This window comes from Lyngbya sp. PCC 8106, from assembly GCF_000169095.1.
Lineage (GTDB): Bacteria > Cyanobacteriota > Cyanobacteriia > Cyanobacteriales > Microcoleaceae > Capilliphycus.
The window spans coordinates 58,291-72,601 of record NZ_AAVU01000017.1; the positions used below are offsets into that span (position 1 = coordinate 58,291).

At 40.2% G+C, this 14,311-nt stretch carries 14 protein-coding genes; 9 read left to right on the plus strand and 5 right to left on the minus strand.

All coding sequences use genetic code 11. The annotated features are described in order from the left end of the window. Positions 1-159: 159 nt before the first annotated feature. A complete protein-coding gene (locus L8106_RS13195; protein ID WP_009784816.1) occupies positions 160-1,218 on the plus strand; it encodes a S8 family peptidase in 1,059 nt (352 codons plus the stop codon). Between the two features lie 142 nt (positions 1,219-1,360). Here the strand turns inward: L8106_RS13195 and murD are convergent, their stop codons facing one another. Together murD and glyS are read right to left on the minus strand one after the other, a co-directional pair. Beyond that, positions 1,361-2,737: a UDP-N-acetylmuramoyl-L-alanine--D-glutamate ligase gene (gene murD / locus L8106_RS13200; RefSeq protein WP_009784817.1), complete on the minus strand. Its 1,377-nt coding sequence runs from the start codon at positions 2,735-2,737 to the stop codon at positions 1,361-1,363. 126 nt (positions 2,738-2,863) lie between these two features. Continuing rightward, entirely contained in the window at positions 2,864-5,017 is a 2,154-nt protein-coding gene (gene glyS / locus L8106_RS13205; protein WP_009784818.1) for a glycine--tRNA ligase subunit beta, read from the minus strand. Between the two features lie 184 nt (positions 5,018-5,201). On the opposite strand from glyS, the gene ureE reads away from it, so the two are divergent. The 3 genes from ureE to ureG all read left to right on the plus strand — a co-directional run bounded on the left by ureE (position 5,202) and on the right by ureG (position 7,062). Further along, entirely contained in the window at positions 5,202-5,642 is a 441-nt protein-coding gene (gene ureE / locus L8106_RS13210) for an urease accessory protein UreE (RefSeq protein ID WP_009784819.1), read from the plus strand. A 23-nt stretch (positions 5,643-5,665) separates the two neighbouring features. Beyond that, entirely contained in the window at positions 5,666-6,364 is a 699-nt protein-coding gene (locus L8106_RS13215) for an urease accessory protein UreF (protein WP_009784820.1), read from the plus strand. A 101-nt stretch (positions 6,365-6,465) separates the two neighbouring features. After that, positions 6,466-7,062 (plus strand): urease accessory protein UreG, encoded by a 597-nt coding sequence (gene ureG, locus L8106_RS13220; protein ID WP_009784821.1) that lies wholly within the window; start codon positions 6,466-6,468, stop codon positions 7,060-7,062. Here the strand turns inward: ureG and L8106_RS32165 are convergent. Beyond that, positions 7,021-7,638: a hypothetical protein gene (locus tag L8106_RS32165; protein ID WP_039896234.1), complete on the minus strand. Its 618-nt coding sequence runs from the start codon at positions 7,636-7,638 to the stop codon at positions 7,021-7,023. The two genes, ureG and L8106_RS32165, sit on opposite strands and share 42 nt — an antisense overlap. Before the next feature lie 134 nt (positions 7,639-7,772). Between L8106_RS32165 and L8106_RS13230 the strand changes: the two genes are divergently transcribed. Beyond that, positions 7,773-8,417 carry a hypothetical protein gene (locus tag L8106_RS13230; protein WP_009784823.1) on the plus strand — a complete coding sequence of 215 codons (645 nt, stop codon included), beginning with the start codon at positions 7,773-7,775 and terminating at the stop codon, positions 8,415-8,417. 58 nt (positions 8,418-8,475) lie between these two features. Here the strand turns inward: L8106_RS13230 and L8106_RS13235 are convergent, their stop codons facing one another. Further along, the gene (locus L8106_RS13235) at positions 8,476-8,919 is read right to left on the minus strand and encodes a hypothetical protein (protein WP_198012939.1); all 444 of its coding nucleotides are present in this window, start codon (positions 8,917-8,919) and stop codon (positions 8,476-8,478) included. Between the two features lie 211 nt (positions 8,920-9,130). Here L8106_RS13235 and L8106_RS13240 point away from each other — a divergent pair, with 211 nt between their 5' ends. From L8106_RS13240 to ureC, 4 genes are read left to right on the plus strand one after another with little or no spacing between them, the layout of a single operon-like run. After that, a complete protein-coding gene (locus tag L8106_RS13240; RefSeq protein WP_009784825.1) occupies positions 9,131-9,973 on the plus strand; it encodes an urease accessory protein UreD in 843 nt (280 codons plus the stop codon). A 24-nt stretch (positions 9,974-9,997) separates the two neighbouring features. Beyond that, positions 9,998-10,300, plus strand: coding sequence for an urease subunit gamma (gene ureA, locus L8106_RS13245; RefSeq protein WP_009784826.1), 303 nt, complete (start codon positions 9,998-10,000; stop codon positions 10,298-10,300). A gap of 39 nt (positions 10,301-10,339) precedes the next feature. Beyond that, the gene (locus L8106_RS13250) at positions 10,340-10,645 is read left to right on the plus strand and encodes an urease subunit beta (protein WP_009784827.1); all 306 of its coding nucleotides are present in this window, start codon (positions 10,340-10,342) and stop codon (positions 10,643-10,645) included. Between the two features lie 57 nt (positions 10,646-10,702). Then, positions 10,703-12,421: an urease subunit alpha gene (ureC, locus tag L8106_RS13255; protein WP_009784828.1), complete on the plus strand. Its 1,719-nt coding sequence runs from the start codon at positions 10,703-10,705 to the stop codon at positions 12,419-12,421. A gap of 52 nt (positions 12,422-12,473) precedes the next feature. On the opposite strand, the gene L8106_RS13260 is transcribed toward ureC, so the two are convergent. Next, on the minus strand, positions 12,474-14,054 hold the full coding sequence (locus L8106_RS13260; RefSeq protein WP_009784829.1) for an ABC transporter substrate-binding protein: 1,581 nt from the start codon (positions 14,052-14,054) through the stop codon (positions 12,474-12,476). Positions 14,055-14,311 lie beyond the last annotated feature (257 nt).

Here is a 14,311-nt window from a genome sequence, read left to right on the forward strand (position 1 = left end):
TCACTCCACAGTCAAGAGAAAAGAACACTTAACTTCAGGATGCAGAAATTAGCATTGAAAGGTAATAAAAATCTCTGAAGTGGATAGCAGTGCATTGAGGTTTCCCAACTTTGAGCCACTGTTGTTCAGTATTAATCTCTTGAAAAAATAGAAAATCTAATGGATTCACAAGTGCCTCAATTGCCTGAAACTGGGAGTGACGAACCGATTTTTGTCCTACCTCCTTACAAAGTTGAACAAGTTCTGATTGCTGCGACGGAAATTGTTGACTGGGGATTAGAAATGTTTGCCATCCCCAATTTATGGAAGCAAACTAAAGGTCAAGGGATCAAGGTAGCGGTTCTCGATACAGGAGTTGCTCTGAGACATCCAGAACTTGTTGATGCGGTGGAAAATGCTCGCGACTTCACCAATAGTCCTTCTGGGCCAAGTGATGTAGACGGACATGGAACCCACGTTGCGGGAATTATCGCTGCTCGGCAAAACCGAGGTGGAGTGGTGGGTGTCGCGCCTCAAGCTAAACTGTTAGTGGGTAAAGTGTTAGGTGATAATGGCTATGGAACCGCCGGGCAGCTTGTCAAAGGAATTCGTTGGGCAATTGATCAAAAAGCTGATATTCTTTCGATGAGTTTGGGAAGTCCTCTCCCGAGTAATGAAATGCACGAGGCGATTAAAGCCGCAGTTGAAGCGGGTATTTTTGTGATTTGTGCGGCAGGCAATAGCGGCCCTAACCTAGAAACAGTGGAATATCCGGCGATTTACCCAGAAACATTATCAGTGGGGGCGATTGATCGAACTCGTCGTATTACTCAGTATTCTTCTCGGGGTAAAGCGGTTGATCTTGTCGCACCCGGAGATAATATTCTTTCGACTTTTCCACCAAAAGGAGTGGCTGTTTTGAGTGGAACTTCGATGGCGACGCCTTTTGTGAGTGGAGTGGTAGCGTTGATGTTGGCGAAACATCGGAGTTTTGGCGGAAAAACGCCTGTGAAAACTCAAGCGGATTTAATCGAACATTTGCGAAAAACGGCGACTGATGCAGGAATGCCGGGGTTTGATCCTTATTATGGGTTTGGGTTGATTAACCCGGAAGCTTTGTTATTGTCTCATTTAGACCATACCTTAAAAACGATTGCTCGGGAAGAATTAACGAGTAAATACATTCAGAAACTCAAACAACTTAAGGAAAATTCTGTTAATAGTTTGGGGAATCAATAATACAGATTATCGTTCTAAAGAACCCGGTTTCTCTGATTCACCGGGTTTTTACTTTTAAAAAGAGGTATCAGCTTCAAGATTCAAGCCAATAAATATCTTTATGAAGTTTTACCAATCCTGCGGAAGATTGGAAAGTTTATGATTAACTGATCAACTCTAAACACAGTTGACGAAAATGATCGCCTCGATGTTCAAAGCTTTCATATTGATCAAAACTCGCACAAGCAGGTGACAATAACACGACTTTTGCAGAGAAATGACTGGCTAATTCGGCGGCTTTAGGAATTGCTTTTTCCATCGTTTCTACAATTTCTACCGTTTGATAATTGACTTGTTTAAGTCGTTGAGAAAATTGTTCGGCTGCATCTCCAATTAACAAGACTGCTGCGGCTTTTTCTTGAATGGTTTGCAACCATTGGGTATCGTCTCCGGCTTTGGCTTCACCTCCAGCAATTAAAATAACCGGGGCTTCTACCGCAGCTAAACCAACTTGTGCGGCATCATAATTTGTTGCTTTGCTATCATTAATCCAATTAATATCTTGCCAACTTCCCACAGCTTCTAAACGGTGAGGAACACCTGGAAAGTTAGAAATAGCCTGTTCAATTGCTGGAGGTTCTATCCCTGCCAAACGTGCGGTTGCTACTGCCATTAATAGGTTTTGAAGGTTATGTTTTCCTACCATTTTTAAGGTTTTTAAGGGAATTATTTTCTGCTGGTTTTGAATGATATAATCATTTTCAATATAAACTCCTAAATCTGGGTTGCCTATTAATTTAGATTTTCCTTGAACACTTGTCCAACAAGCATTTTTCCACTCTTGATCAGCATTTTGACGTAAGTAAGGATCATCACCATTAATAACTTGTATTTCCGAGTTTTTGAGTAGTTTTGCTTTGATATTATAGTAATTTTCTAAGGTATGGTGACGGTTTAAATGATCAGGTGTAAAGGTTGTCCAGACTCCAATTTTTGGGGCAAGGGTTGAGGAAGATTCGATTTGATAACTACTCACTTCTGCAATCACCCAATCTACCGATTTACCGATTTTTAAAGCTCTAATTTCTTGCTGTTCTAGCGCTAATTCACAAGCTGCATTTCCAATATTTCCACAGGCGGGTGCGTTCAAACCTGCGGCTTTAAAAATAGCTGCAATTAAAGCGGTGGTTGTTGTTTTTCCATTCGTTCCAGTGATTCCCACCCAAGGTACAGCGTTAAGATTTCGCCATGCGAGTTCCATTTCTCCCACAATTTCTATTCCTCGGTGACGGGCGATTTCTAAAGGGGGAATATCCCACGGCACCCCAGGGCTAACCACAACTAAATGGGGGGAAGTCTCTGGATTAAAATTTTTACCTAAATTAACGTTAATTCCTTCTTTGATTAATTCCTCTTGTTGCTGATGCAATTTGGGTGAGGTATTGCTATCACTAACGGTAACTTGCCAGCCTTGAGATTTCAGGAGTCGGGCGGCTGCATTTCCAGACTTTCCTAAGCCGATAATATGAGCGTTTTGCATAGACAAAATGGTAGTTTCCCTGGAAGATTAATCCCTATTTTACCCTGTTTGTTAGAGGTTCGGGATAAATGTATGAGTTAGAGTTTGTCGAGACCAACCCTCCTCATCTTATACTTTTAACTGGATTTAACTCTTAACAATTGCCCCAAAATCCGCTAAAACTCTAGCATGATTTCGCAACAGTCCTAACAAATTTAAACGATTGTGTTGAATTTCTGGATTTTCATCCATCACTAATACACTTTCTGGCCCATCAAAAAAGGTACTAACGGTTGGGGCAATTTCCGCTAAAGCATCAACTAACTGTCGGTAATTTCGAGTTTTTTGGGCGGCTTCTGTTTTCGGAACTAACGCAATTAACGCTTGATAAAATTGTTCTTCTGATGATTTTGCAAACAATTTAGGATTAACAAGTTTTTTCGGTTGTAATTGAACTGTATCTAAATCACCTTGTTTCGCTAAACGAGTTGAACGGTTGACCGTTTCATAGATTTGATCTAAGCTACTATCTTGGCGAATTGTTTGCAAGAAAGTCGCCCGTTCACGCACATCCAACAAATCTTTTAACGCTCGTTCTGTATATTCGGGATCATCTTCTCCTAAAACGGCATTCACTAAATCATAATCGATGTTCTTCTCATCTTGCAAGAGCGTTCTAATTCGTTGTAAGAAAAATTCATAAAGCTGTGACAACAAATCAGGAATTACTTTGTCATAATTTCGAGTGAACTCAGCCACTAACTGTTCGAGAAGTTGATGTAAATTAATCGTTAGATTTGCCTCCCAAGTAATATTAACCACTGCATTCGCTGCCCGACGCAACGCAAAGGGATCAGAAGAACCAGATGGAATCATGCCCAAGCCAAAAATACTGACTAAAGTATCCAATCTATCGGCTAAACCTACAACTTGACCGACCAAAGTTTGAGGTAAACTATCCGTTGCCCCACGCGGTAAATAATGTTCAAAAATTGCCGTGGCTACAGCATCCGGTTCGCCACATTCACGGGCATATTTTTCACCCATAATCCCTTGTAATTCCGGGAATTCATAGACCATTTGTGTGACTAAATCCGCCTTACAGAGTAAAGCTGACCGTTGAATTTGAGTGTGTTCAGTTGGGCTGACTTGGAGTTGTTGGCTAATCAAATCTGCAACTTGACCGATGCGGTTAACTTTATCTCGAACTGACCCTAATTTTTCCTGAAATGTTACCGTTTCTAAGTTGGGTAAATAAGCTTCTAAGGGTTGCTTTAAATCGGATTTATAGAAAAACTGACCATCGGCTAATCTCGCCCGAATAACTCGCTCATTTCCGGCAGCAATAATATTAGATTTAGCTGGATCTCCATTGGATATTGTGATAAAATAAGACTTGAGCGGGGATTGAACAGATTTAGCAGTTTCTAACACTGGGAAATAGCGTTGATGTGTAACCATTACGGTTTTAATCACTTCTGGCGGTAAATTCAAAAATTCATCTTCAAATTTCCCTACAACTGCCGTCGGCCATTCAACTAAATTAATCACTTCTGCTAACAATTCGTCAGGAATTTCTGCGTTTCCACCGATGCTTTTAGATGCCGTTTTAATTTCGGCTTCAATTGTTGTTTTACGCTGTTCGGGGTCAACTTCAATAAACCCTTGACGTAGAGAGTCTAAATAATCAGTTGCGGTGGATATTTCTATCGCTTCAGGATGCAAAACTCGATGTCCTTGAGAGATGCGATTACTTTCAACTTTGTCCGAACCACTAACCAAAGTAACAGGTAAAATTTTGTCATCCAACAACACCACTAACCAACGAATAGGTCGAGGAAATTTCAACTCTCCATCTCCCCAACGCATGAACCGTTTTCCTTCTAATTTTGTAATCCATTGGGGAATTAATTCTGTTAAAATATCAGCCGTTGGACGACCTGCAATTTTCTTTTGAACAAATACAAAATCCCCTTTTTCTGTGGGGCGAATTTCCAACTCATCAAGTTCAACCCCTTGCTTTTTTGCAAACCCAACTGCTGCTTTTGTGGGTTGATCATTCTTAAAAGCTGCCGATGCAGGTGGGCCTTTGATTTCTTCATCACGGTCTGCTTGCTGCTGCGGGAGTCCCCGTATCACCACCGCCAACCGTCGAGGGGTGCCGTAAACATCGATGGACTCCGACTGGAGAAATTGTTCCTCTAGCGTGGTCGGAATGAGGCGTCGCCACTGTTGGAGGGCTTGTTCGACAAAGGGGGCGGGAAGTTCTTCAGTACCGACTTCGAGTAAAAAGCTTGGCATAGGAGCGATCGCAGAGTGGGCAGATTACTAAGTTTAGATTACTTAGGTATACGTTACCATCTTTAGTGGTTATTTATTCAAGCTTTATACCATAATTAAATCAAAAGATACAGAGTCAACTCATGAGTCAAACGATTTCGGCTACAAAAATAAACCTAACTTTACCAAATTGATGATTCTTTCTATGATCATTATTTTTACTCAATATTTCCAACCAAATACCAACCCTAATATCGATTTTATCATCCCGTTAACAGCCGAACAACGTTATCGCAGTCGTCAAAAAATTGAGTTGTCATCGAGTCAAAAAGTCTATTTGAATTTACCGCGAGGAACGGTCTTAGAAGATGGATCTTTATTGCAGTCTGAAACTCAAGAATATATTGCTAAAATCGTCGCTCAACCTGAACCTGTGATTACCGTCAAAGCGAATACTCAACTAGATTTAATTCGGGCGGCTTATCATCTCGGAAATCGTCATGTTCCTTTAGAAATTACCTCAACATATTTAAGATTATCACCGGATTCTGTGTTAGAGTCAATGTTGGTCAAATTGGGCTTAGAAATTCTTGCAGAAGTTGCGCCCTTTTATCCCGAAAAAGGAGCCTATGGACATCATCATTAGCTTGAATTTAGGAGAATAGTACCTTGATTCTCAATCTTTTACAACTCGCGAGTCCAGCTTTACCTTTAGGCGCTTATAGTTATTCAGAAGGTTTAGAAACTTTAATTGACAATGAAATAATTACCGATGAAAACAGTTTAGAATCTTGGCTAATTCAAGAGATACAATATGGTTCAGTTAAACTAGACACTGCTATTATGCTGAGGGCATATCGATGTTTTGTTGTCGATGAATTAATGGGCTTGACCGACTGGAATCAATGGTTAAGTGCAGTCCGAGAAAGTTCTGAATTGCGAAAACAAAGCTGGCAAATGGGCAACAGTTTAATGAAGTTATTATTAGAGTTAGAAGGAATTCAAAAGCCTTCTTCAACTCAATCAGATATTTTCAAACTCGAAACTTGTGCAGCAATTATTGGCAAACCTTGTAATTATGCAATTGCTTTTGGTTTGGGGGCGGGTTATTGGCAAATGGAACAAAAAAATGCGTTACTTGGATATCTACATAGTTGGGTAACAAACCTGATTAATGCTGGAGTTAAACTCATTCCTATCGGTCAAACACACGGTCAAAAACTCCTCCTAAAACTTCATCCCGAAATCATCAAAGCCAGCGAAGAAATTTTTATGTTAGAAGATGACGACTTGGTAAGTTGTAGTTGGGGTTTAGGGCTGGCGAGTATGCAGCATGAAACCCAATATACTCGTTTGTTTAGAAGTTAGTATTGTCGGTTCCAACTGCATGACCCCTAAACCCCCAAATCTGGGGGCTTAAACTGATATAATTCAGAAAAAATACCCAATAAAATTAGGAAAAACAAACCATGACAGCCTTTAGAATTGGCATAGCAGGGCCAGTGGGTTCAGGGAAAACTGCCCTTCTTGATGTGTTGTGTAAGTCGATGCGAGATCATTATCAAATTGCCGTTGTTACCAACGATATTTACACCCAAGAAGATGCCCAATTTTTAGTTCGTTCCCAAGCCTTAGAAACCGACCGAATATTAGGCGTAGAAACAGGCGGTTGTCCTCACACTGCTATTCGAGAAGATGCCTCGATAAACCTCGCCGCGATAGAAGATTTAGAGTTAAGATTTGAGAATCTTGATATTGTCTTTCTCGAAAGTGGTGGTGATAATTTAGCAGCAACCTTTAGCCCGGAATTAGTTGATTTGGCGATTTATGTTATTGATGTCGCCGCAGGGGATAAAATACCCCGAAAAGGTGGCCCCGGAATTACTAAATCCGATTTATTGGTGATTAATAAAATAGACCTAGCCCCGTTTGTTGGGGCAGATTTAAACATTATGGAACGAGATGCAAAAAAAATGCGAGGGGATAAACCCTTTGTATTTACGAATTTAAAAACTCAGCAAGGTTTAGAAGATGTACAGGAGTTTATTCAAAATAATTTGATTTAATTTTAATTTATATTTTGAACACTCTGTCGGGTTTATCAAACAACTCAAACTCATTAAATTATCGGTAGGGTGCATCAAACTTGTTAACTTGATGCAAAAACCAAAAACGTTAATTATTTGATTCATCAAACAACTCAAACCCATTAATCTTTCTGTCGGGTGCATCAAACTTGTTAATCTTGTTGGAGAGGGAAAAGCGTTAATTATTTGATTCATCAAACAACTCAAACCCATTAATCTTTCTGTCGGGTGCATCAAACCTGTTAATCTTGTTGGAGAGGGAAAAGCGTTAATTATTTGATTCATCAAACAACTCAAACCCATTAATCTTTCTGTCGGGTGCATCAAACCTGTTAACTTGATGCAAAAACCAAAAACGTTAATTATTTGATTCATCAAACAACTCAAACCCATTAATCTTTCTGTCGGGTGCATCAAACCTGTTAATCTTGTTGGAGAGGGAAAAGCGTTAATCATTTGATTCATCAAACAACTCAAACCCATTAATCTTTCTGTCGGGTGCATCAAACCTGTTAATCTTGTTGGAGAGGGAAAAGCGTTAATTATTTGATGCACCCTACAACTTCAGTATTTTCACTGAGAAAAAATTTTTTAAAAGTTCCGTATTTCCACTGTAGCTTTTCCAGTTGGCTTCAGCTTAAGCTGGAATCAAATCTACTCAGGCTGAAGAACGCCAAGGATAAACACTCATGTTGAAGCGACTTATTGTAGGGTTAATTAGCATCACACTTCTATTTCAGAGTTTAGTATTCAGCAGTCCAGTTTATGCGAGTCCAGTTATTACTACTGAAAACTCTCAAGCAGTCTATAAAATCCCCTTTTCAAACTCAATAGAATTTTATCAGAAGCTATATGACGCTTTGAAGTCAAACGAACCTATTGTAATTCAAACTGATTTTAAAAGTTATGAAGAGTTTCCAAAAGATTTAAAAAAGATTGTTAAGGTCGATCCTTCAAATTCATCTATGGGAGTGGTAGGGGCATTATTGCCTGGTGCTGGTGCAGCAGTAATGGGAGGAGGTCTTACAGGCGCACTTCCAGGTGCTATTCCTGGATTGGCTGGTAAGTCTAACTTAATTGCATCTGGATGGCTAGATAACAACGCACTAAACTTTATGATATGGACAGCTATAGGAGCAGGTATCGGAGGTACAGTAGGAACTTTTTTCGGAGGTATTACTGCTCTCCCTGCGGCTGGAATAGGTGCGGGAGTTGGTGCTACGGCTTCAATAGTATCTCAAGCGTTCAATGACTTATCTCATCGAGTTACCATAGTAGTTACAGTATATGGAACAATAACAGTTATTATTGAGCCAGTATCTTCTGTTGCCTAAACTTCAATAAATTAGAAATAATATTATAGAGGTAGGTTAAAGCTTTAATCTACCTTATTCATTTTGGGGTTAAAAGATCGGTAGGGTGCATCAAACCTGTTAATCTTGTTGGAGAGGGAAAAGCGTTAATTATTTGATTCATCAAACAACTCAAACCCATTAATCTTTCTGTCGGGTGCATCAAACCTGTTAATCTTGTTGGAGAGGGAAAAGCGTTAATCATTTGATTCATCAAACAACTCAAACCCATTAATCTTTCTGTCGGGTGCATCAAACCTGTTAATCTTGTTGGAGAGGGAAAAGCGTTAATTATTTGATTCATCAAACAACTCAAACCCATTAATCTTTCTGTAGGGTGCATCAAACCTGTTAATCTTGTTGGAGAGGGAAAAGCGTTAATTATTTGATTCATCAAACAACTCAAACCCATTAATCTTTCTGTAGGGTGCATCAAACCTGTTAATCTTGTTGGAGAGGGAAAAGCGTTAATTATTTGATTCATCAAACAACTCAAACCCATTAATCTTTCTGTAGGGTGCATCAAACCTGTTAATCTTGTTGGAGAGGGAAAAGCGTTAATTATTTGATGCACCCTACGATTGATTTTTTGATGAAAAGATTTGTCGGGTATATCAAACCTGTTAACTTGATGCAAACACCGAAAACGTTGATAATTTGATGCACCCTACTACTTATTTAATTTAAGCTTGATAATGGACAATCAAAACTTAACGGGATGGCAAGGAATTCTGCGGTTGAAATACGCCAAAGATAACAATTCAACGAAACTAATAGAAACCTATAGCCAAACTCCGCTAAAAATTCAACGTTCTTTTTATCCTGAAGGGAAAGAGATTTGTCATAACGTAATCTTACACACAGGCGGAGGAATTGTCGGAGGAGATCGGCTGTTACAAGAAATTCATTTACAACCCCAAACCCAAGCCCTAATTACCACCGCATCAGCGAGTAAAATCTATCGCAGTAGTGGAAAACAAGCCAAACAAACAATTAACATTCAAGTAGATTCAGAGGCTTGTTGTGAATATTTACCTCGAGAAACTATTGTTTTTAATGGGGCAATTTATCGCCAAGATTTATACGTTGAACTCGCTCAAAATGCCACTTGGTTAGGATGGGAAATAACCCGATTTGGACGCACCGCCAGAGGCGAACAATTTACCGCAGGAGAATGGCGATCTTGTACCGAAATCTGGCAAAATGGAAAGCCATTGTGGATAGATCGTCAGTGGCTACCTGCGAATGTAGAAATTCTCACCAGTCCTCACGGTTTGGCGGGACAAGCGATTGTCGGAACTTTGGCTTGGGTGGGACATTCGGTTTCTGAAGAAATGTTAAAAGAAATTCGACAATTGTGGAATCACTCCGACACTTTAGGAGAAGTGGGAGTCACTCAACTTTTATCGGGTTTTTTGTGTCGTTATCGCGGAAATACAACCCAAGAGGTGATAAACTGGTTTACGAATATTTGGCAATTCATCCGCCAAAACTATCAGGGACGAGTCATTACTCAGCCCAGAGTTTGGAAGATTTAACTCAAAATAAGGTGTGCAGAAATTATGCAATTAACGCCTCAAGAAAAAGACAAATTGTTGATTTTCACGGCTGGATTACTGGCTGAAAGACGCAAAGACAAAGGTTTGAAACTTAACTATCCTGAAGCTGTTGCTTATCTGTCTGCGGCGATTTTAGAAGGGGCGAGAGAAGGGCGAACTGTTGCCGAATTAATGAGTTATGGTAAAACTTTGTTAACTCGTGATGATGTGATGGAGGGTATACCGGAAATGGTCGAAGAAGTACAAGTCGAAGCCACTTTTCCAGATGGTACAAAGCTTGTTACGGTTCACAATCCGATTGTTTAAAATAGTAATATTATCCCCATATTCTTAGAGAAAATATTTATGATTCCCGGCGAAATTTTTGTAAAAGAAGGCGAAATTGAACTAAATTTGGGTCGAACTACCCGAAAAATAAAAGTGTCGAATACAGGAGATCGTCCCATTCAAGTCGGTTCTCATTTTCATTTCTATGAGGTGAACACCGCCCTAGAATTTGAACGAGAAGAAACCAAAGGAATGCGACTCAATATTCCCGCCGGAACAGCCGTTCGGTTTGAACCCGGAGATGAACGAGAAATTGAGTTAGTTTCTCTAGCCGGAAGTCGTCAGGTTTATGGCTTGAACGCTAAAATAAACGGTCAACTTTGAGATTTATTTTCATCTAAAATCGCTATACTTTACAATTATAAATTGGGGAATTTTGTTATGAGTTATCGAATGGATCGTCGCGCCTACGCAGAAACATTTGGCCCAACTGTTGGCGATCGCATTCGCCTCGCCGATACCGAATTAATCATCGAAGTCGAAGAAGATTATACAACCTACGGCGATGAAGTCAAATTTGGGGGCGGAAAAGTTATCCGAGATGGCATGGGACAGTCTCCGATTTCTCGCGAAGAAGGCGCTGTTGATCTAGTCATTACCAATGCTTTAATTTTAGATTATTGGGGCATTGTTAAAGCCGATATTGGCATCAAAGACGGCAAAATTTTTAAAATAGGAAAAGCGGGAAATCCCTATATTCAAGACAACGTTAATATTATTATTGGCCCGGCTACCGAAGCCATTGCAGGCGAAGGAATGATCCTCACCGCAGGCGGAATTGATAGCCATATTCACTTTATTTGTCCTCAACAAATCGAAACCGCAATTGCATCAGGAATTACCACCATGATCGGGGGTGGAACTGGCCCGGCAACCGGAACAAATGCCACCACTTGTACACCGGGTTCCTGGAATATTCATCGAATGTTGCAAGCGGCAGATGCTTTCCCCATCAATTTAGGGTTTTTAGGAAAGGGAAATAGTGCCAAACCGGAAGGATTAATTGAACAAATTGTTGCGGGTGCTTTGGGCTTAAAATTACACGAAGATTGGGGAACAACTCCGGCTGCAATTGATACCTGTTTAAATGTTGCCGATCAATATGATGTTCAAGTTGCTATTCATACCGATACATTAAACGAAGCCGGATTTGTTGAAGCCACGATTTCTGCTTTTAAAAATCGCGTTATTCATACTTATCATACCGAAGGCGCAGGCGGTGGACACGCCCCCGATATTATCAAAGTTTGTGGTCAACAAAATGTCTTACCCTCCTCCACAAACCCCACTCGTCCTTACACCGTTAACACCCTAGAAGAACATCTAGATATGTTGATGGTTTGTCATCATCTTGATCGAAATATTCCCGAAGATGTTGCTTTTGCAGAGTCGAGAATTCGCCGCGAAACCATTGCCGCAGAAGATATTTTACACGATTTAGGTGCTTTTAGTATGATTGCTTCTGACTCTCAAGCGATGGGACGAGTGGGAGAAACAATTATTAGAACTTGGCAAACCGCCCATAAAATGAAAGTACAACGAGGGTTACTTTGTTCGCCTGAAAATACTCAAGAAAACCATGATAATTTCCGGGCAAAACGTTATATTGCTAAGTATACAATTAATCCCGCAATTACTCATGGAATTTCCGATTATGTGGGTTCAGTTGAAGAAGGAAAATTAGCAGATTTATGTTTATGGAAACCTGCTTTTTTTGGCGTTAAACCGGAAATGGTAATCAAAGGCGGATTCATTGCTTGGTCACAAATGGGCGATGCAAATGCTAGTATTCCCACACCTCAACCTGTTCATATGCGCCCGATGTTTGGCAGTTTTGGCGGGGCGATGACTGCTACTTCTTTTACCTTTGTTTCTCAGGCGGCTGTAGAAGCAGGAATTCGTGAAAAAATTGGTTTACAAAAACCTACAGTTGCAGTTACAAATACCCGCAATTTAAGTAAAGCAGATATGAAACTCAATGATGCGTTACCCCAGATGGAAGTTGATCCCGAAACCTACGAAGTTCGCGCAGATGGTGAACTTTTAATCTGTGAACCTGCGGAAAGTTTACCCATGGCACAACGTTATTTTCTGTTTTAACAACACTTGTTTTCTAAACAAATCTAGCGCTTTTCTATCCTCTGTTCCCTAACTAATTACACTCTATCTTTAAACTTTGACAATAAGCCTGTCGTTGACTCTCACGGCCTAATTCATCCGTCTTTTCTTCCCAACTTGAATCGATTTTCAGGATCGCTTCTGACAACGAAATTTCATTGTTTAAGACATCCATTAAAATCGGATGTAAAATTTCCTGTTGATAAACCTCATATTGAGGAATAGATAAATCTAAGACAATATTCGGATTATTTAAAGACATATAAATCGCATTCAGATATCGACTCGCAAGCTGCTTGTTCATACCCGCTTCTATCCAGGATTGACGGTTAGTTAACTGAGACATTCTGTAGGGATTAAAGCCCGTTGATGACGTCATCACATCTAAATTAGATTGTTCAGGTTGACTCATATAGGACAAAAAAGCATAGGCTGTATCCAGAGTTTTTCCTTCTAAAGCACCATTTACCGTTCCTACCCATCCCCCAAAAGCTGCATAGGGTGCATAATTTATCCCTTCTTCGCTATAGGGACAAATCGACTGATTACAGGTAACTAACTGACCTGTTTCTCGGTCTAAAACTTTAGGACTTCCGGGTAAAATAGCCGTTCCAAATTGATTTTTTATCGGTGAGTTAGACTTCATTGCTAAAGTACCTAAATTTCCCCAGTCAATCGTCAAAGCACAACGACCCGAGAGAAATAGTGACCGTATTTCCATCGCCGAGAGTGTTTCATTTCCGGGTTTTGTTGGCCCGTAAGTAGCGGTTTCTTTATAAATTGCTAAAGCCTCTATAAAAGCAGGGTTATTAACTAGAGGTTTCATCGTATCCGAGTCAAAAAAAGCCCCTTGCTGAGTTCCCTGAGTTTGTAAAAACGAACTTGCCACCGCCCACAACATCCGCGAGTTTGTTTGGAGAGTTCTCGCAATACAAGAACCGTAGTCTGCTTCTCCGTCATTATTGAGATCTTGGCCGTCCATTTTTTGGGCTAAGTCTAAATATTGATCCCAAGTTTGCGGAGGGATAACTCCCTGCTGTTCTAAAATATCGCTACGATAGTACAAGCTGAGTACCTCTCCATCGAGGGGAATCGCATAAACTTTACCCTCGTAAGTGGCGTAATATTCTCGAAAAAAGACGGCAATATCCTCCCATTGAATTGCGGAATCAGTTTTTACCCGTTTGGTTAAGTCTTGCAAATACCCATACTGAACGTAGTCTGCTTTCCACTGGGGAGGAATAATCACGACATCATAATTGTGAATACCTCTCCGGAAATCATTCAAAATTTCTTGATACAGTAGGTCAAACGGTGCCGTGATCATTTTAATCTCGACACCTGTGAGGGCTTCAAATTGTGCCGCGTGATCGATAATTGGTTCTGTGATCCCATTACCGGGTGTCAGGCTCAATACCGTCAGGGTGACTCCCTCAAAATTGGGGTGTGGTGTTGTTTTTGTCAGATCCGAAGACGAATCACTTCGGCTTTCATTTGCGGAAATTCCATGACAAGCAGCAATCGCCAAGCTTAAACCAACAGGGAGCCATCGAGTGAGTAATCGAGCGATTAGAAATTGTCTAACGCTGAGTAGACAATCACTGATCAGCATCATAAATTTTAGTCCTCCAACAATTCAGAACACTGAATTGAGCACCCTTGATTCAGTCTGACTCTAACAAACCATAGTCTTGTCAATTGGTCAATTAGAATTGTCCCAGTTTGAAACAAATTTGATTAATCAAACCGTTTTTATAAGTTTGTAAAAACTATACTTATACAATAGCATTTTTATTCGGTTTAGTGCATAAACTCAATATTTTAATTCTAGAACTAACGCGAGGATATGGATTATCCATTGAGTCCCAATCA